Annotated in this window: 18 protein-coding genes, 1 tRNA gene and 1 pseudogene; 10 read left to right on the top strand and 10 right to left on the bottom strand. The window is 71.0% G+C overall.

Annotated features, from left to right (window positions below):
• Positions 1 to 306: 306 nt before the first annotated feature.
• Entirely contained in the window at positions 307 to 864 is a 558-nt protein-coding gene (locus tag BN2279_RS27215; protein ID WP_234347476.1) for a hypothetical protein, read from the top strand.
• A gap of 623 nt (positions 865 to 1487) precedes the next feature.
• On the opposite strand, the gene BN2279_RS28370 is transcribed toward BN2279_RS27215, so the two are convergent.
• A protein-coding gene (locus BN2279_RS28370; protein WP_104530948.1) for an IS5 family transposase occupies positions 1488 to 2296 on the bottom strand; the annotation gives its coding sequence in 2 pieces (ribosomal slippage) (positions 1488 to 1946 and positions 1949 to 2296; 807 coding nt in all).
• A gap of 47 nt (positions 2297 to 2343) precedes the next feature.
• Between BN2279_RS28370 and BN2279_RS05430 the strand changes: the two genes are divergently transcribed.
• On the top strand, positions 2344 to 2805 hold the full coding sequence (locus tag BN2279_RS05430) for a hypothetical protein (protein ID WP_059006999.1): 462 nt from the start codon (positions 2344 to 2346) through the stop codon (positions 2803 to 2805).
• Between the two features lie 219 nt (positions 2806 to 3024).
• Here BN2279_RS05430 and BN2279_RS05435 read toward each other — a convergent pair whose 3' ends face one another.
• Positions 3025 to 3303: an XRE family transcriptional regulator gene (locus BN2279_RS05435; RefSeq protein ID WP_199827637.1), complete on the bottom strand. Its 279-nt coding sequence runs from the start codon at positions 3301 to 3303 to the stop codon at positions 3025 to 3027.
• A gap of 111 nt (positions 3304 to 3414) precedes the next feature.
• On the opposite strand from BN2279_RS05435, the gene BN2279_RS05440 reads away from it, so the two are divergent.
• A complete protein-coding gene (locus BN2279_RS05440; RefSeq protein ID WP_059007001.1) occupies positions 3415 to 4344 on the top strand; it encodes a hypothetical protein in 930 nt (309 codons plus the stop codon).
• A gap of 135 nt (positions 4345 to 4479) precedes the next feature.
• Positions 4480 to 5283: a hypothetical protein gene (locus BN2279_RS05445; RefSeq protein WP_059007003.1), complete on the top strand. Its 804-nt coding sequence runs from the start codon at positions 4480 to 4482 to the stop codon at positions 5281 to 5283.
• 189 nt (positions 5284 to 5472) lie between these two features.
• On the opposite strand, the gene BN2279_RS05450 is transcribed toward BN2279_RS05445, so the two are convergent.
• The 7 genes and pseudogenes from BN2279_RS05450 to galU all read right to left on the bottom strand — a co-directional run bounded on the left by BN2279_RS05450 (position 5473) and on the right by galU (position 9894).
• Positions 5473 to 5546 (bottom strand) — tRNA-Ala (locus BN2279_RS05450).
• A 202-nt stretch (positions 5547 to 5748) separates the two neighbouring features.
• Entirely contained in the window at positions 5749 to 6000 is a 252-nt protein-coding gene (locus BN2279_RS05455) for a hypothetical protein (RefSeq protein WP_159037077.1), read from the bottom strand.
• Positions 6001 to 6112: 112 nt separating this feature from the next.
• Positions 6113 to 6739: a GNAT family N-acetyltransferase gene (locus BN2279_RS05460; protein ID WP_059007007.1), complete on the bottom strand. Its 627-nt coding sequence runs from the start codon at positions 6737 to 6739 to the stop codon at positions 6113 to 6115.
• Positions 6736 to 7218: a MogA/MoaB family molybdenum cofactor biosynthesis protein gene (locus BN2279_RS05465; protein WP_059007288.1), complete on the bottom strand. Its 483-nt coding sequence runs from the start codon at positions 7216 to 7218 to the stop codon at positions 6736 to 6738. The genes BN2279_RS05460 and BN2279_RS05465 overlap by 4 nt, the downstream gene beginning before the upstream one ends.
• Positions 7215 to 7694: a cyclic pyranopterin monophosphate synthase MoaC gene (gene moaC, locus BN2279_RS05470; protein WP_059007010.1), complete on the bottom strand. Its 480-nt coding sequence runs from the start codon at positions 7692 to 7694 to the stop codon at positions 7215 to 7217. Before moaC ends, BN2279_RS05465 begins: the two co-directional genes overlap by 4 nt.
• A 22-nt stretch (positions 7695 to 7716) precedes the next feature.
• Positions 7717 to 8990 (bottom strand): annotated as a pseudogene (glp, locus tag BN2279_RS29765) (molybdotransferase-like divisome protein Glp).
• On the bottom strand, positions 8983 to 9894 hold the full coding sequence (galU, locus tag BN2279_RS05480; protein ID WP_059007290.1) for a UTP--glucose-1-phosphate uridylyltransferase GalU: 912 nt from the start codon (positions 9892 to 9894) through the stop codon (positions 8983 to 8985). Before galU ends, glp begins: the two are co-directional and overlap by 8 nt.
• Before the next feature lie 130 nt (positions 9895 to 10024).
• On the opposite strand from galU, the gene BN2279_RS05485 reads away from it, so the two are divergent.
• Positions 10025 to 10630, top strand: coding sequence for a 5-formyltetrahydrofolate cyclo-ligase (locus tag BN2279_RS05485; RefSeq protein WP_059007012.1), 606 nt, complete (start codon positions 10025 to 10027; stop codon positions 10628 to 10630).
• A gap of 33 nt (positions 10631 to 10663) precedes the next feature.
• Here the strand turns inward: BN2279_RS05485 and BN2279_RS05490 are convergent, their stop codons facing one another.
• Entirely contained in the window at positions 10664 to 13390 is a 2727-nt protein-coding gene (locus BN2279_RS05490) for a penicillin acylase family protein (RefSeq protein ID WP_059007014.1), read from the bottom strand.
• 149 nt (positions 13391 to 13539) lie between these two features.
• Between BN2279_RS05490 and BN2279_RS05495 the strand changes: the two genes are divergently transcribed.
• The 5 genes from BN2279_RS05495 (at position 13540) to BN2279_RS05515 (ending at position 17717) form a co-directional block, all read left to right on the top strand.
• A complete protein-coding gene (locus BN2279_RS05495; protein ID WP_407702196.1) occupies positions 13540 to 15075 on the top strand; it encodes a potassium/proton antiporter in 1536 nt (511 codons plus the stop codon).
• 97 nt (positions 15076 to 15172) lie between these two features.
• Positions 15173 to 15535, top strand: coding sequence for an FmdB family zinc ribbon protein (locus BN2279_RS27230; protein WP_079031868.1), 363 nt, complete (start codon positions 15173 to 15175; stop codon positions 15533 to 15535).
• Positions 15532 to 16380: an S-methyl-5'-thioadenosine phosphorylase gene (locus BN2279_RS05505; protein ID WP_059007019.1), complete on the top strand. Its 849-nt coding sequence runs from the start codon at positions 15532 to 15534 to the stop codon at positions 16378 to 16380. The genes BN2279_RS27230 and BN2279_RS05505 overlap by 4 nt, the downstream gene beginning before the upstream one ends.
• A 125-nt stretch (positions 16381 to 16505) precedes the next feature.
• Positions 16506 to 17063, top strand: coding sequence for an RcpC/CpaB family pilus assembly protein (locus tag BN2279_RS05510; RefSeq protein ID WP_059007021.1), 558 nt, complete (start codon positions 16506 to 16508; stop codon positions 17061 to 17063).
• 105 nt (positions 17064 to 17168) lie between these two features.
• A complete protein-coding gene (locus BN2279_RS05515; RefSeq protein WP_234347482.1) occupies positions 17169 to 17717 on the top strand; it encodes a large conductance mechanosensitive channel protein MscL in 549 nt (182 codons plus the stop codon).
• Positions 17718 to 17726: the final 9 nt, after the last annotated feature.

The raw sequence follows: 17726 nt of genomic DNA on the forward strand, positions 1-17726 counted from the left end.
GTGTTTTGTCCCCTCTGGGCAAGCGGCCGTAGCGACGACAAGAGTTCTTCAAATCTCACGGAATTACGGCGAAGGCGCTCCGGTGCCCTGCAGCAACGACCGGATCTTCGCCCGGAAGTCGAACCGAACTCGACCCACCGCGCAAACCACGCCTCCTGATCCGATCCACATCCGGACAACAGACTGCTCCAGATCGGGGAGGTCAACACGCGGCTTTGGCCCGACTGAACAATGAATCAGGAAAATTCCCCCTCGCCGTCGTTTACAACGCGACCGGCGTCTGGAGCTAGAACGAAGGAGAAGGCAGTGGCTAAGCAACCACGCAGGAACTACAGCAACGCCACCGTGGCCGCGCTGATGACCCTGGCTCGGGGCGGTTGTTACGCCCCCCGGTGTGGGACACCTACCGTACGCATCATCGACGACAAGCCCGTGCTCAACCTAGACATCGCGCACGTTCGTGCCCTCAACTCCGACGGGAAGCGGTATGACCCATCGTGGAGCGTTGAGGAAAGGTACAGCTTCGCCAACCTCATGCTCCTCTGCAACGTACACCATAAACGAATCGACGGAGCGGGCGGAGGAAAATGCACTGTACAGATCCTAGAACAGTGGAAGCGTGCCCGCGAAGCTGACGGGCAAGACGCCCTGGCAGGGCTGAATAGCCTGACCGAGGCCCGGCTGGTAACAATGATCCAAGAGGCGCAGGAGGCCTACGTCGACCGCCTCGGCCCGCTCTTGGGTGCCATCGCACAACAAATGCCTGAACTGGCATCCCTGGTGAAAGTCCTGAAGTCGGATATTGACGATCAGCGTAGGCGCCCACCTGGCGTGTCGGAGGAAACGACATGGATGGCCCTATGAGGCAGGCCGAAAACTCCAACACCTCCAAGACAGCGTGCCGCTGTTGGCTTCGACAACACGTGACCTAGCACGACTGGCCGATTTGCCTACGCAACTGCACCATGCGGCCACGAGCGTTCGTAGTGCCGCTGCCGCCCTGGCGGACGCCAAGTACTGATCCTCCAGCGTGTTGCGCTGCTGGGCACGCCGTGGCAGCACGACCGCTGCCCAGCAGCGTCAAGGCCACTCGCCATCGCTGGCGATCACGGGGTCCGTCGCTGGTTCTTCGGTCCCTCGTGATCGCTGTACGGGTCGCGTTCCCCGCCACGCGGCCGCGATCGACGATCAGGCTCCCCGACGCCTCACCGCCAACCACACACGAGATCGATAGGCGGCGGTGTTCATTCACCGAGGCAGGATGTCGCCGCGTGTGGGGCGAACAGGGGGCGTCAGCTCTGGCGCAGTAATGGTCTTCTGGTAGACGGGAGTTGTCGGTTTGGGGCATTGCCGGTCTGCTCCTGCGATCTTCTGGCTGCAGGCCTTACGGTTGCCTGGGTCTCTGGCCCACGGGGCGCCAAGAGCCGGGAGGTACAGGTGGATCCTCACGTCGCGCACTCACTGCGGCTCCTGGATAAGACGTCGTTTCACTTGGTGAGTCGGCGGTAGTTGATCAGTGTGGTGGCGAGTGCGGTGAAGGCAAGGAAGTGTTCCGCTTTGCGTTCGTAGCGGCGGTGGAGCCGACGGCAGCCGGCGAGCCAGGACATCGTGCGCTCTATCACCCAGCGGTGGCGGCCCAAGCGCCGTGAGGTCTCTTTGCCGCGACGCGCGATACGGGGTGTGATACCTCGTTCGCGCAGCCATCGGCGCAGGTGGGGGTAGTCGTAGCCCTTGTCCGCATGCAGTTTGCCCGGTCGGCGTCTGCGTGGCCCGCGCCGGCTGCGGACCGGCGGTATCGACGCGACGAGCGGCCGCAGGGCGAGGCTGTCGTGCGTGTTGGCCGCGGAAATACCGACCGCGACCGGCAGGCCCGACCGGTCGGTGACGAGGTGGATTTTCGATCCGTTCTTGCCACGGTCGGTCGGATTCGGTCCGGTCAGGGGCCCCCTTTGAGGGCCCTGACGCTCACCGAGTCGATGGCGAAGCGCGACCAGGCCAGCTCACCGCGGGAGCCGAGCTCGTCCAGGACGATCCGGTGCAGGCGGGCCCAGACCCGGTCCGCGCTCCAGCGCGCGAAGCGACGGTAGACGGTCGGCCATGCCGGCCCGAACCCCGGCGGGACCTGCCGCCACGTGCAGCCCGACGTCGCCACGAACACGATCGCGGCCAGACACTCACGGTCCCCGGCGCGCCGACGTCCGCCTCCTTGCGGGCGTATCACCACCGTCTCGGGTACTACCCGACGGAACAACTCCCACAACTCATCCGGCACCAGCCGCTCGACAAGCCTCGCCATGCCCAGCACAACGACCCATCCCACCAAACGAAACGACGTCTAAACAAGTGGCCGTCATCCGTGGCGAGTTGGAAGCGCTCCGGGCGAAGGTCGCGGCGGCTGAAAGCTCCCTGAACGAGTTGGAGGTCGCGCGAAAGGTCCTGCGGATGCTGCCTGCCGCCGTGATGGCCCACGAGGAGCCTGAGGCCGAACCGGACCAGCCCGGGCAGCGCGCCCTCGAGAGCGACACGGATGAGGGCTCAGGCGAGCAGCAATCCGGGCTGGCGAAGCCCGTTGGCTTGGAAGAGGGCCGCGAGCGGATGCTGGTGCTGCTGGCGGGGGCCGGACGGGCGATGAAGGTACGGGACATCGCGGCGGCCATTGGCGAGGACGTGTCCGTGACGAGCCGAGTGGAGACCACCCGCTCGCGTCTCAAGCGACTCACCACGGAAGGACGGGTCGTCGAAGGTCCTGTGGGATGGTTCGCCATCGCCTCCACGTCCGGTGAGCGCATGGAGGGAGGCGCCTAAGGAACTGAGAAGACCTGCCGTTGGCCGAGTGTTGTGCTGGCGGCGATAAGGCTGGCACCGCCGAGGGTTCAGCTCGGCGGTGCCGGGTTGCGTGAGCGCCCTAGAGATAGTGGCTCCCGCACCACCGAGACTAATGGAGATTTCCTCAGCTCGGTGGGCGGAGCCATGAATTCGCCATGCCCGATCACACCTGTGGTGACTTCGGGCGGAAATCGAGGCTCAGTGTTCCGTCCTTCGATCAATCGTGAGCCCGGTCGGCCACAACGCCGTCCAGGCGAACGCAGTGAGGCGCGCCACGGTGGCGACATCGGGCCAGGATCGGCCCGCGAGCAGGTCGGCGATGGCCTGCCGGTTGACACGCGAGCCGGCCGTCACTCGTCGCAGACTCCAGTTCCGTTCGTCCAGGGTGCTTCCGAGAGCGCGGGCGATCTGACGGATCGCCTCGACAGCGGGGTCGGTGCTGGGCGTCTCGGGCCAGGCTTCCGGATCCGGGGTCATCTGCCTGGGGGAGCGTGCGCAGGCGCGTCCGCCGACCATGTGCGCGCCATCCTATCGGTTGAAGTGGATCTTTCCTGGAATGGCTGCTTGTCCAGCCGGTATGCATGGACCGTGGTCCTTAATCCCGACACGTCCGCGAAGATCACGCGCTACCGGCCGCGGGACGCTCCGCCAGCCTGGGAGGCAGTGGCGCCGCTGGTGCGGTCCGTGGTGGCCGCCACCGTCTGCGCGGTACCGTACAAGTTGGAGCGGCTGCTGCACGTGACCGCGTCGCTGGCGCTGTGGGCGGAGGCCACAGGCGTGGAACGGGATCCGGACGCCTGGCTGCGCAACGAGAACATCGACGCCTTCGTCCTCTCCCGCGTCGGGAAGATCGAAGCTTCTTCGGTTCGCACTTACCGGACGTGGCTGCTTCGGGTGCGGGACGCGCTTGCTTGGACTGAGCGCGGGGAAGCAACCCCGGCCCGCCTCCACGCCGAACCGCAGCCCCAACGGCCCTATGACCGGGGCGAGGTGGCCGGACTGCGGCACTGGGCCGAGCATCTGCGCGGCCAACAACGCAACGACGCCCTGGCCCTTCTGGGCCTCGGCGCGGGCTACGGACTGACCCCGAAAGAAGTCGCGGCCAGCCGGGGCCACCACCTGCGGCGCACGCGCCGCGACGGGCCCGTGCTGCACACCGCAGTCGACCGACCCGTGCCGCTGGCAGCGCGCGCCGAGTGGGAGCCCGTCTTGGGCGAGCTGGCCGACGTCGCGGGCCGCGGTTATCTCTTCCGCCCCCGCCGCACCACCGAGTACGCCAAGAACCTGGTCAGCTCCTGGTCTCTGTTGCATCGACCACCCGCAAGCCTGCCCCCACTCTCCGTGGGCCGGCTGCGGGCGACATGGATCGTCGAACTCATGGCAGCACGCATCGACCACGACCTGATCGCCAAAGCCGCAGGACTGGCATCGGCCGCCTCGCTCACCCGCTACCAGCCGCACGTCCCGCCCCTGGGCCAAGCAACCGCCCTCGCCCTGCTCCGGGGGTCCCAGCAGTGACCCGGCCCCGGGCCTGGCGCAACCCCGCGAAGATCAAGCAGAGCCGACCACGAGCGACCAGTGATGCCCCGGCTGAGATTCCGGACTCGAAGGTCGGCCAGCTCAACGCCCTGCTGCACTTTTCGGGCGCTGGAGTTGATCGATGGCGAACTCGCCGACCGTCCCGGATCGAACGGTCTGCCCGCGCGGACAGTGCTGGTGGGCCTGCTGCTGAGCCTGCACTGCCACCACAGCGCCACCCTCGCCGACGCCTGCCGGGTCCTGCTCGACGAACTGCGGCCACGGGCCCGGACATGGCTGGATGTCCCCGAACTCGACCAGCACGACGTGCACGCCCGTATCGCCTTCTCCCGGAGTGTCTACCGCGCCTTTGACCGGCTGACCACCGCACTTGACCCGTATCGATGCGATCGACGCCGGCGCCTGCCCGAAGCGGACGCTGCCCGCGCCGCCGCGGCGTGGGAAAGCACCGACCCCGAGCACGTCCGCCGCCGCCGACTGCTGCAGGAGATCAGCGACCGTATGGTGCTCGTCACCGTTCACCTCGCCCATCGCCGCGGCCACTTCAAAAGCTGGAACGGTGACGTCGGCGTCGACACCACCTCCATCCCCTCCTGGCACGGCGAGCCGAACAAGTACCTTGGTCTGGGCTCGATCGAGATCTCCGCCGGTTGGCACTTCAGTGGCGGGTCCGAGGAAGGTGTCTTCGGCTACTCCGCGACCCTGCTCGTCGCCGCCAGCCGACGACATCCCAAAGGACACCAGCAAGCAGGCCGACGAGTCAGCGGCCACCCCCAGTTCGCCCTCGGCCTGGTCCTGGACACCCCCGGCAAACGCATCGGCCCCAACGCCATCCACACCCTCACCGCACTGTCGCCGTTCGGCTTCCCGACCGGGCTCCTGGCCGAGCCAGCAACCGCATGCCCCAAAGCGGCCTAGGTGCGTCTCCAGCACCAGAAACCACCTCCGCCACCGGACAGCACCCTGCTGAGCAGCCGTGTCGGAGCCCGTCCGTGTTCGGACACCACCTCGAACATAACCCGGAAACCCCGAGATCCCGCCCGATCAATCCGATCGGACGGGACCTGGTCAACCGCTCACACCTGGATTCGTGAACGGCCCTGCCGGTGGACCTGAGGGGATTTGAACCCCTGACCCCCTCGTTGCGAACGAGATGCGCTACCAGGCTGCGCTACAGGCCCTTGCGACGTGGAAACACTAGCACCTACGCCGCGTCGTTCCGAAATCCGTTCCCGGGCTAGCCGCCGGCCGCTCGGCGGTGGTCGTCGTCGGCGTACTGGTCGAACAGGGGGGTGCGCCTGTCTCCTATACCCATCTGACCTCGCCGACGACGGGGTCCACAGAGTACACGCGTTATGCCGCATCCTTTAACATCAGAACTCTCTAACATCCATCGCCCTCGTTACGCCCAATCCACACGTGGGGGTGGGGGGGGCGGGCGGGGGGCGGGGCCGGGGCGGCCGTCTCGGTCGCCGGCGCGCCGCGTCTGCCGCGCGTCAGCAGCCGGAGGGCGGTGCTGAAGCGCTCCGTCGGGCGGGCCTCGTTCAGCTCGTCGTGTCTGCGGAGCCACATCGGCACCAGATACGCGGCCCAGGCCCCGACGATCATTGCGAAGATGAGGCCACTGCTGCTCACGCTCACACCGTAGAGGGGTTCGTGTGGGTCCAACTGCCAAATCGGGCGGTGTGTCGCGCGTTCAGGACGTCCTCCTGGGCATTTCTTCGGATTGTTATCTGAATTCGAACGTCTATTTTATTTTTGGCGGGGTCCGCTGCCGGTGCCACCGCGTCAGCAGCCCCTGCGGCACCTCCTCGGACGTCATCGCGAACACCAGATGGTCCCGCCAGGCGCCGTCGATGTGGAGATAGCGCGGTCGCACGCCCTCCTCGCGGAACCCGAGCTTCTCCACCACGCGCCGGCTCGGCGCGTTCTCCGGACGGATGCAGATCTCGATCCGGTGCAGTCCCAGCGAGCGGAAGCAGTGGTCCACGGCCAGCGCCACCGCCGTCGGCATCACCCCCCGCCCGGCCACCGCGCGGTCCACCCAGTACCCGATGTGCGCCGAGCACACCGCCCCCCACGTGATCCCCGCCACCGCCAACTGCCCGGCCAGCCGCCCCTGGTAGGTCACCACCAGCGGCAACATCCGCCCCGCCTGGGCCTCACCGCGCAGATGTCTCACCATCTGCCGGAACGTCGGCCGCCGCGGCGCCAGTTGACCCGGCGGGGCCGGCGGGGGGGGGGCCTCCCAGGGGCGCAGCCAGTCGCGGTTGCGCTGGTTGACCTCCCGCCAGGCGCGGTGGTCGCGCTGCGAGATGGGGCGGAGACCGACTTCGCCGTCGACGAGTTCGACGGACCACGAGTGCGCGTTCACTGCTGGTGGTCGCCGCCCCTGAGCTGGTCCACCGCGTGCCGCAGCAGCGGTCTCAGCACGGCCAGGCCGTCCTTGACGCCGCCGCGCGAACCGGGGAGGTTGACGATGAGAGTGCGCCCGGCGACGCCCGCCACGCCGCGCGACAACGCGGCCGTCGGCACCTTGGCCTGCCCGGCCGCGCGGATCGCCTCGGCGATGCCGGGCACCTCGAAGTCCACGACGCGCCGCGTCATTTCGGGCGTGCGGTCGGTGGGCGAGATGCCGGTACCGCCGGTGGTGAGGACGATGTCGTAGCCCGCGGCGACGGCCGCCCGCAGCGCCGCCTCGACCGGCTCGCCGTCGGGCACCACCTCCGGGCCGTCGGCCACGAAGTCCAGCGAGACCAGCGCCTCGACGAGCAGCGGTCCCGTGGTGTCGTCGTAGATCCCCGCGGCGGCGCGGTGGGAGGCGGTGACGGCCAGGGCCCGGTACGGCGTCATCGGCCGCGGCTCCACACGCCCGACTTGCCCCCGGTCTTCTCCTCGACCCGCACGTCCGAGATGACCGCGCCCTTGTCGACCGCCTTCACCATGTCCACGACCGTCAGCGCGGCGACGCTGACGGCTGTCAGCGCCTCCATCTCCACGCCCGTCCGGTCCGTCGTCCGCACCGTCGCGGTGATCTCCACCGCGTCGTCGGCGACGGTCAGGTCCACCGTCACCCCGGACACGGCCAGCGGATGGCAGAGCGGGATGAGGTCGGGGGTGCGCTTGGCGCCCATGATGCCGGCGATCCTGGCCGTGGCCAGGGCGTCGCCCTTCGGCACGCCCTCGCCGCGCAGCAGCTCGATCACGGCCGGGGTGACGAGCACCCGGCCGCTGGCCGTGGCGGTGCGCGCGGTGACGTCCTTGCCGGACACGTCGACCATCCGGGCGGCTCCCGAGCCGTCGAGATGGGTGAGGTGCGGGGTGCTCATGAGCAGCTACGGTACCCCTCGCTCAGCCGAGCAGCACCACCGTCATCTCGGCACCGGCGGCGGCCTCGGTCACGTTCTCGGGGATCTCGATCAGCGCGTCCGCCCCCGCCAGCGCGGCCATCAGGTGGGAGCCGGCGCCGCCGACCGGGCGGACGGTGCCCTCGGCGGGCGCGTAAGCGCCGCGCAGGAACTGCCGCCGGCCCGGGGGCGACGACAGCGGGGCGTCCGTCTCCAGCCGGGCCCGTACGCGCGGCCGGTGCAGCGCCGTCCCGTCGTGGCCCGCCATGGCCCGCAGCGCCGGGCGGACGAACAGCTCGAACGAGACGTAGGCGCTGACCGGGTTGCCCGGCAGGGCGAACAACGGGGTGCGGGCGGCGCCGATCAGGCCGAAGCCCTGCGGCTTGCCGGGCTGCATGGCCAGCCGCCGGAAGTCGACGTCGCCGGTCAGTGCCTCCTTGACCACGTCGTACGCCCCGACGCTGACGCCGCCGCTGGTGACGACGAGGTCGGCGCGGATCAACTGGTCCTCCAGCGCCGCCCGCAGCGTCTCCGCGTCGTCGGCGACGGCCGCCGCGCGGTACGCGACCGCTCCGGCGGTCTCGCGGCGGCGGTCAGCATGTAGCTGTTGGAGTCGTGGATCCGGCCGGGGCCGAGCGGCTCGCCCGGCGGGGTCAGTTCGCTGCCCGTGGACAGCACGACGACCCGTGGCCTGGGGCGCACGAGGATGGTCGCGCGCCCCAGGGCGGCGAGCAGGCCGATCTGCGGCGGCCCGAGGACCGTACCGGCCGTGAGCGCCAGGGCCCCGGCGGGCGCGTCGCTGCCGCGCCCCCGGATGTGGGCGCCCTCGGCGGCCGGCCGGAAGACGCGCACCTCGCCCCCGCCGCCCCGGACGGCCGAGGCGGCGTGCATGGAGTCGACCGGGCCGCCGCCCCGGCCGCCGTCGGTCCACTCGACCGGGACGACGGCCTGCGCGCCGGGCGGTACGGGCGCGCCGGTCATGATGCGGGCGGCCTGTCCGGGGAAGAGCGTCGGCAGGTCGCCGCCGCCGGCCGCGATGTCCCCGACGACGGAGAGGACGGACGGCCACTCGCGGGTGGCGCCCTCCACGTCCGCGACCCGGACCGCGTAGCCGTCCATGGAGCTGTTGTCGAACGGCGGCAGCGGGGCGGGCACGACGACGTCCTCGGTGAGCACGCAGCCGGACGCGTCGAGCAGGGGCAGCTCGATGGGCTCCAGCGGCCTGACCGCCCGCAGGATGTCGGCGAGGTGCTCGTCCACCGACCAGATGTCAGTCAACGTGCGGCATCTCCTCGTTCACGTACTGCCGCAGCCAGGACCTGAACTCCGGGCCGAGGTCGGGGCGTTCGCAGGCGAGCCGGACGATGGACCGCAGGTAGTCGGCGCGGTCGCCGGTGTCGTAGCGGCGGCCCTTGAAGACGACGCCGTGCACCGGGCCGCCGAGGGCGGGGTCGCCGGCCATGGCCTGGAGCGCGTCGGTGAGCTGGATCTCGCCGCCGCGGCCGGGCGGGGTCTTGTCGAGCACCTCGAAGATCCCGGCGTCCAGCACGTACCGCCCGATGATGGCCAGGTTGCTGGGGGCGTCCGCCGCGTCGGGCTTCTCGACGAGGCCGGTGACGCGCAGCACGCCGTCCGCGACGGGATCGACGGAGGCGGCGCCGTAGAGGTGGATCTGCTCCGGGTCGACCTCCATCAGCGCGACGACGGAGCCGCCGTGCTCGGCCTGGACCTCGATCATCTTGGTGAGCAGCGGGTCCCTCGGATCGATCAGGTCGTCGCCGAGCAGGACGGCGAACGGCTGGTCGCCGACGTGCGGCGCGGCGCACAGGACGGCGTGGCCGAGCCCCTTGGGGTCGCCCTGGCGGACGTAGTGCATGGTCGCCAGGGCGGTGGACTGCTGGACGCGGGAGAGCCGCTCGGAGTCGCCCTTGCGGCGCAGGGCGTCCTCCAGCTCGTAGTTGCGGTCGAAGTGGTCTTCGAGGGGGCGCTTGTTGCGCCCGGTGATCATGAGTACGTCCGTGAGCCCGGCCGCGGTGGCTTCCTCCACCACGTACTGGATCGCGGGTTGGTCGACGACCGGCAGCATCTCTTTGGGCGTGGCCTTCGTGGCGGGCAGAAACCGTGTGCCGAGCCCGGCTGCGGGAATGACAGCCTTGCTGATCCGGGGGCGAGGTGTCGTCATGCCGGTCACTTTATCCACCTGGCACACGGCCACGGAGCACTTTGGAGTTGTGCGTCGTGTTATGAGCGGGTTTGATCTGGCGATGGATATGCGTACGGGCGAGTATGTGTGAAGGGAGCGAGCGGGCGGCGTGGAGGAGACGACGGCACTGAAACGCGAGGTCAGGCGGGATCTGCTGGCGGTGCGCGCGGCCATGGCGGACGACGAGGTGGCGCAGGCGTCGGAGGCGCTCGCGCGGCGGGCGCTTCAGATGCCGGAGCTGGCCGGGGCGGGGACGGTCGCGGCGTACGTGTCGATGGGTCACGAGCCCGGGACCACCGGGCTGCTGGCCGCGCTGCGGGAGCGCGGCGCGCGGGTGCTGCTGCCGGTGCTGCTGGAGGACGACGACCTGGACTGGGCCGAGTACGAGGGGCCGGGGCGGCTGGTGGAGGCCGAGCGCGGCGGCGGCCGGATCAGGCTGCTGGAGCCGGCCGGGCCGCGGCTGGGCCGCGAGGCGGTGACCGGGGCGGACGTGGTGCTGCTGCCCGGTCTGGCGGTGGACCGGCGCGGTGTCCGGATGGGGCGGGGCGGCGGCAGCTTCGACCGGGTGCTGGCCAGGCTGGCGGCCTCGGGCGCGGAGCCGGCGCTGGTGGCGCTGGTCTACGGGCACGAGGTGGTCGAGGAGCTGCCGCGCGAGCCGCACGACCGGCCGGTGCACGCCGCCGTGACGCCGGAGGACGTGCACCGGTTCCGCTGAGGGGCCGGGAGAGCGGTTCGGCGGGCGGGCCGCTCAGGGGGTGAGCGTGAGCGTGTGCTCGGCGCGCTCCTGGACGGCTTCCTCGCCGTAGGCCCACGGCAGGTACTCGCCGTTGGCCCACAGGTCGGTCTGGTCGGTGTAGTTGGTGTGGTAGGCGTGGCCGGAGGCGCCGGTGAGGTTGATCCACAGCGACTCGTCGAAGTCCGCCAGGCTGATGATCATCCGCATGGACGGCACCCAGGTGATGTCGTAGCCGCCGGCCGCGTTCCATCCGGTGGCGTCGACCGCGTCGCTGCCGCCCGCCAGCTCCCACGGGCCCCGGTTGAGCAGCCACTGGACGGGACCCGGGCCTTCTTCGCCGAGTGTCTGGTTGTTGAGCATCAGCCGGTGCAGGCGGCCCCAGCTCCAGGTGTCGATGTCCTTGCCCAGCTCGGCGGTCAGCTCCCAGCGGGCGTCGCGCAGGGCCCGGGCGAGCAGCTCGTCGCGGTTGTCGGCGGCGGGCCGGCCGTCGGCGGCGGGCGTGGACCACCAGTCGTTCTCCGGGTCCTCCAGCAGGCCCCGGACGACCTCGAACCACCGGTCCCCGCCGTCCGGTTGAGCGGTGCCGGGGGAACGTTCACCGCACTCGGTGATCATCCGGTCCTCGCCGTCCGGGTTCTCCAGCGGCTGGGAGTCGTCGGCCGGGGGGACGCGCAGGCACTGGCCCTCGACGCGCAGTTCCTTGGGCATCTTGTTGCCGAACGCGAGCAGCAGCAGGTTCCGCCAGACCGCGTTGTAGTAGGCGGCGGCGGGGGAGTCGGCGTCCTGGCTGTAGTCCCAGCCCTCCAGCAGCTCCTGCGCCTCGCGGATGTACGGGTCGTCGATGTCGATGTTGAGCAGGTGCGGGACGAGGACCTCGGCCATCTCGTTGTGGTTGTCGAGCTGGATGGACTGCATGTCGCCCATCGAGATCTTGCCGCCGTCCTCGATGGTGTCCTGGATCAGCTCCTCGATCCGCCCGCTGCGCGTGCCGTAACTCCAGTCGTCCGTCAGGGTGTACGCGTACTGGCTCTCGTCGATCACGGCCTGGTTGGCGGTGACGATGTAGCCGCGTTCGGGGTTCAGCTCCCAGGGGAGCTCCTCCTGCGGGATGTAACCGGTCCAGTCGTACGCCGAGTCCCAGCCGGGCGACGGGTAACGGCCGTCGCCCTCGCCGCGGATGGGGATGAGGCCGGGGGCCTGGTAGCCGATGTTGCCCTCGGTGTCGGCGTAGATCAGGTTCTGCGAGGGGACGGCGAAGTCTTGGGCCGCCGTGCGGAATTCCTCCCAGCCGCCGGCCGCGTCCACGGCGAAGATGGCGTCCATGGTCCTGGACGGTTCCAGCGCGGTCCAGGTGAGCGAGACGGCGTAGCCCTCGCCCCGGTCAGGGGCGGAGGAGTCGACGGGGGCGCTGTCGCCGACGTCGGCGAACTCCTCCTCACGGTCGGAGATGATCGGGCCGTTCCCGGTCTCCCGGACGGTGATCTCCCGTGGCTCGCCGCCGGCGACGTTGATGGTCTCCGTCCGCGTCTCGTAGGGCACTTGCTCGCCGTCGCGCAGGTAGTTGCCGTCGTCCAGCTTCTCCAGCCGGAGGTCGGTGACGTCGGCGCCGAGGTTGGTCAGGCCCCAGGCGATGTCCTGGTTGTGGCCGACGACGACGCCGGGCAGGCCGGAGAACGTGAAGCCGGAGACGTCGAACGGGCACGCGGCGGTGACCTCGTTGCAGTGCAGGCCCATCTGGTACCAGACGCCGGGCAACGAGGGCGACAGGTGCGGGTCGTTGGCCAGCAGGGGTTCGCCGGTCGTGGTGAAGTCGCCGGAGACGACCCAGGAGTTGGAGCCGATGCCGCTGCCGTTGGTGCCGAGGAGGGCGGGGATCTCGTCCAGGCTCTCGGCGACGGCGGCGAGTTGGGTCGAGGCGTCGTTGAACACGCCCTCGATCTCGCCCGCTTCACCGGTCCCGCCCGCTTCACCGGTCCCGCCGGTTTCGCCGGTGAGGTCCTGGCCGGGCGGGAGTTCGGTGCCGGTGCCGTTCTCCCGGACGATGGGCGCGTTGCGGTCGTACGGGTACGGCGGGTACAGCTCCTCGATCTCCTCCGGGCCCAGCCGCTCGGCGAGCAGCGAACGGTCGATCTCCTCCTGCATGTTGCCGCGCAGGTCCCAGGCCATGGCCTTCAGCCAGGCCACGGAGTCCACCGGGTGCCACGGCTCCGGCTCGTAGTCGTTGACGAAGCCGAGCGCGGCGTACTCGACGGACAGCTCCTCGCCGCTGTGCTCGGCGAGGTAGGCGTTGACGCCGTCGGTGTACGCCTGGAGGTAGGCCCGGGTCTCCTCGGAGAGCAGTTCGTCGTACTCCTCCTGGGCCACGTCGTGCCAGCCCAGCGTGCGCAGGAACGCGTCGGTCTCGACCTGGTCCTCGCCGAACATCTCCGACAGCCGCCCGGACGTCATGTGCCGGCGCACGTCCATCTCCCAGAAACGGTCCTGGGCGTGCACGTAGCCCTGCGCGCGGAAGAGGTCCTCCGCGTCGTCCGCGTAGAGCTGCGGGATGCCGTTCGCGTCGCGCAGGACCGTGACCGGGGCGGACATGCCCGCGACCGCGATCTCCCCGGAGACCTGCGGGAAGGAGGCCCGCACGGTGCTGATGCTCCAGTAGGCGCCGTAGCCGAGACCGGCCACGAGCAGCAGAACGAGCGAGATCACGATCAGACGACCGCGTCGCCTGGTCTTCTTGGCGGGCATCTGCGTCCTTCACAGGGCAGCTTGGAAGTTGGAAGCAACCATAGACATACGGCCACTGAGGTGAGCCTACGGGGAGTCACGCGCCCAGGCCGCAGCGTTCATATGATGGTAAATTCACCGCAAACGACGCGAATTGCTCTGCCTGTACGCTGCATCCGTTCCGGAGAGAGGACCCGTCCCTGACTGTCGACCGCCTCAACGAGCTGATGCTCGCCAGCGCCCTCGTCCTCCTGGTGGCGGTCGCGGCCGTCCGGCTGACCTCGCGCACCGGCCTGCCGTCGCTGCTGCTGTACCTGGCCATCGGCATGGCGCTCGGCCGGGACGGACTGGGTGTCGAGTTCAGCGACGCGGAGCTGACACAGGTGCTGGGCTACGCGGCGCTCGTGGTCATTCTCGCCGAGGGCGGCCTCGGCACCCGCTGGCGGGAGATCCGCCCGGCCGTCCCGGCCGCCTCGGTGCTGGCCACCGCCGGCGTCGCCGTCAGCGTCGGCGTCACCGCGACGGCGGCCCACTACCTGGTCGGGCTGAGCTGGCAGTCCTCGCTCATCATCGGCGCGGTGCTCTCCTCCACGGACGCGGCGGCCGTCTTCTCCGTGCTGCGCCGCGTCCCGCTGCCGCGCCGGCTGAGCGGGGTGCTGGAGGCGGAGTCGGGGTTCAACGACGCGCCCGTGGTCATCCTCGTCGTCGCCTTCTCGGCGCACGGGCACCCCCTGGAGCACTGGCACGTGCTGCTCGGCGAGATGGTGCTCGAACTCGCCATCGGGCTGGCGGTCGGGCTCGCCGTCGGCAAGCTCGGCGGGATGGCGCTGCGGCACGTCGCGCTGCCCGCCTCCGGGCTCTACCCGATCGCGGTGCTGGCCCTGACCGTTCTGGCGTACGCCGGGGGCGCGCTGCTGCACGGCAGCGGCTTCCTCGCCGTCTACGTGGCGGCCGTCGTCCTCGGCAACGCCCGGCTGCCGCACCGGCCCGCGACGCGCGGCTTCGCGGACGCGGTCGCGTGGCTGGCGCAGATCGGCCTGTTCGTGCTGCTCGGGCTGCTGGTCGACCCGGACGCCCTGTGGGACAACCTGGGCCCGGCGCTGGTCGTGGGCGGCGCGCTCACCCTGGTGGCCAGGCCGCTGGCGGTGCTGCTGTGCCTGCTGCCGTTCCGGTGGCCCTGGCAGGAGCACGTGCTGCTGTCGTGGGCAGGGCTGCGCGGGGCGGTGCCGATCGTGCTGGCCATCATCCCGGTGGTGGCCGGCGCGGAGGACAGCGACCGGATCTTCAGCATCGTCTTCATGCTCGTCGTCGTCTTCACGCTGGCACAGGGCCCGACCCTGCCGTGGCTGGCGCGGTGGCTGCGGCTGGGCGACGGCGAGAAGGCCGTCGACGTGGACATCGAGTCCGCGCCGCTCGACCGGCTGCGCGGCTACCTGCTGTCCGTGGCGATCCCGGAAGGGTCGCGGATGCACGGCGTCGAGGTGCGGGAGCTGCGGCTCCCGCCCCAGGCCGCCGTCACCCTCGTGGTCAGGGAGGACGCCAGCTTCGTCCCGGAGCCGACGACCGTCCTGCGGCGCGGGGACGAGCTGCTGGTGGTGACGACCGACGAGGTGCGGGACGCGGTGGAACGGCGGCTGATCGCGATCGGGCGGGGCGGAAAACTGGCCGAGTGGCTCAGGCCGGGCACCCGGAGCGGGCGCACGTGACGCAGTGCGCGGACTCCGGCAGTGGACTTCGGGCCCCGGAATGTTGCACGATGGACCGTCGTTAGCACTCCATGACCTTGAGTGCCAGGAGGATGACGTGCCGACGTATCAGTACCAGTGCACCGCATGCCACGAGGGCCTCGAAGTGGTGCAGAAGTTCACCGACGATGCCCTGACGGTGTGCCCCAACTGCGAGGGCCGCCTGAAGAAGGTGTTCTCGGCGGTCGGCATCGTGTTCAAGGGCTCCGGCTTCTACCGCAACGACAGCCGGAACACCTCGTCGTCCAGCAGCCCGGCGGCCTCGGCCTCCGGCAAGGCGGGCGAGAAGAAGGGCGACTCGGGCTCGACGTCGGCGCCGTCCACGGCTTCGTCGTCCTCGGCGTCCTCCTCCTCGTCCTCGTCGTCTCCGGCGTCGTCCTCATCGTCGGCGAGCACCGGCAAGGCCGCGTCCGCCGCATGAGCACGGGCGGCCGGGGCGCCGGCCGGGCCGACATCGGCGTGCTCGGAGGGTCCGGGTTCTACGCGTTCCTGGACGACGTGACCGAGATCACTGTCGACACGCCCTACGGGCCGCCCAGCGATTCGCTGTTCCTCGGCGAGCTGGGCGGACGGCGGGTCGCCTTCGTCCCCCGGCACGGCCGGGGTCACCACCTGCCGCCGCACCGCATCAACTACCGCGCCAACCTGTGGGCGCTGCGCTCCCTCGGGGTGCGGCAGGTCCTCGGGCCGTGCGCGGTCGGCGGGCTGCGCGCCGAGTACGGGCCGGGCACGCTGGTCGTTCCCGATCAGCTCGTGGACCGCACCCGGGGCAGGCATCAGAGCTTCTACGACGGCGTGCCCCGGCCCGACGGGCAGCAGCCCAAGGTCGTGCACGTCTCGTTCGCCGACCCGTACTGCCCGACCGGACGCGCCGTCGCGCTGGCCACCGCCCGGGAGCGGGAGTGGGACGCGGTGGACGGCGGCACCATGGTCGTCATCGAGGGACCGCGCTTCTCCACCCGCGCCGAGTCCCGGTGGCACGCCGCCCAGGGCTGGTCCGTGGTCGGGATGACCGGGCACCCGGAGGCCGTTCTCGCCCGTGAGCTGGAGCTGTGCTACACGTCGCTGGCCCTGGTCACGGACCTGGACGCGGGCGCCGAGGCCGGCGAGGGCGTCTCGCACGCCGAGGTGCTCGAGGTCTTCGCGGAGAACATCGGGCGGCTGCGGACCGTGCTGTTCGACGTGGTGAGCCGGCTGCCGGAGGAGCGGGACTGCCTGTGCGCGACCGCGCTGGCGGGGCAGGACCTGGGGGTCGACCTCCCGTGACGCCGGGGGCGCCGTGCCGCGGGGCGGCGGGGGGCTTTCACCCGGGCGGGGGGCGGCGGTTTCCACAGGCGCCGGGCTGTCCACAGGGCCCGGCGGGATTGCGTACGGGCGGGCACGGTGGTGCCATGAACGTCGCTTCCACGGGGGCCGAGCGGTCCCGGCCGCCGTCCCATCCGCCCGTTCCCGCCTTCCCCCCGGTGTGCCCGCGCGGCGGGCGGTTCCGGCTGCGCCGCCCCGCGCGGCGGCGGCGCCGGGGCCGGGCCGTCGCGCTCGCCGCCGCCGCGCTCGCCCTGGCCCTCGCCGGGCCCGGCGGGGGCGGCGAGCCCGCCGAGCCGGTCGGGGCGGCGACCGCGACCCGGGTGCGGGAGGGGCCCGCGAGCGCCGCGCCGGACGAGTCGGTGCAGGCGCCGGTCCGGATCGCCGACGCGGCGGCCGTGCGGCTGCTGCGGCCGGGCGACCGGGTGGACGTGCTGGCCGCCGCCCCGCCGCCGGACGGCGGGAGCGCTTCCCCGGCGCGTGTCGTCGCCCGGCGGGCGCGGGTGGCCGAGGTGCCCGAGGTGCCCGGCGCGGCCGGGCCGGACGGGGGCGGCGGTGCCCTGGTGGTGCTGTCCGTCGCGCCCGCCACCGCCGCCGAGCTGGCGGGCGCCGCCGCCGTCGCGGACCTGGCGGTCGTCCGATGGTGAGCGGCGCCACCGGAAAGTGGTCACCGGATTGGACAGCGCGCCCCGCCCTGTTGCAGCGTGAACCGCTCAGGGAGTGCCGCGACGGCGGCTGCGAGAGGCGGATCGGTGAGCGTGGAGAGCAAGGGCGTCGTGACGGGGGCCAAGGAGACACTGGCCGGATTCAGGGAGTTCCTGACCCGGGGGAACGTGGTGGAGCTGGCCGTCGCGGTCGTGGTCGGCACCGCTTTCACGAACATCGTGAATTCGGTGGTCCAGGGCATGATCAACCCGGTGGTGGGAGCCTTCGGCACCCAGAACCTCGACGCCTACTCGTCCTGCCTGCGTGGCCCCTGCGTGGACAACCCCGAGGGGGAGGCCGACGAGGGCATCCTGCTCCACTGGGGTTCGGTGCTGAGCGCCACGCTCACCTTCCTGATCACCGCGGCCGTGGTGTATTTCCTGATGATCCTGCCGATGACCCGCTACCTGGCGCGGCGCAGGGCCAAGGACGCCATCGAGCCGCAGCCCCCGGCCAAGACGGAGCTGGACATCCTGGCCGAGATCCGCGACGAGCTGATCGCCCAGCGCGCGGACCGGGACGGCCGGGCCGGCACCCAGGTGACGGTGGGCGCGCCGCGCTCCGGCGACGGGGACGCGGAGCGCGGCCCGGCGTAGCCGCGCGGG

Source organism: Streptomyces specialis (genome assembly GCF_001493375.1).
Taxonomy (GTDB): domain Bacteria; phylum Actinomycetota; class Actinomycetes; order Streptomycetales; family Streptomycetaceae; genus Streptomyces; species Streptomyces specialis.

What these genes read in the sequence shown, in the direction of transcription:
- BN2279_RS05435 (WP_199827637.1), bottom strand. Translation starts at nt 3,303, where the DNA reads ATGACCCCGGATCCGGAAGCCTGGCCCGAGACGCCCAGCACCGACCCC.
- BN2279_RS05465 (WP_059007288.1), bottom strand. Translation starts at nt 7,218, where the DNA reads ATGACGCCGTACCGGGCCCTGGCCGTCACCGCCTCCCACCGCGCCGCC.
- moaC (WP_059007010.1), bottom strand. Translation starts at nt 7,694, where the DNA reads ATGAGCACCCCGCACCTCACCCATCTCGACGGCTCGGGAGCCGCCCGG.
- galU (WP_059007290.1), bottom strand. Translation starts at nt 9,894, where the DNA reads ATGACGACACCTCGCCCCCGGATCAGCAAGGCTGTCATTCCCGCAGCC.
- BN2279_RS05490 (WP_059007014.1), bottom strand. Translation starts at nt 13,390, where the DNA reads ATGCCCGCCAAGAAGACCAGGCGACGCGGTCGTCTGATCGTGATCTCG.
- BN2279_RS05505 (WP_059007019.1), top strand. Translation starts at nt 15,532, where the DNA reads ATGAGCACGGGCGGCCGGGGCGCCGGCCGGGCCGACATCGGCGTGCTC.
- BN2279_RS05510 (WP_059007021.1), top strand. Translation starts at nt 16,506, where the DNA reads ATGAACGTCGCTTCCACGGGGGCCGAGCGGTCCCGGCCGCCGTCCCAT.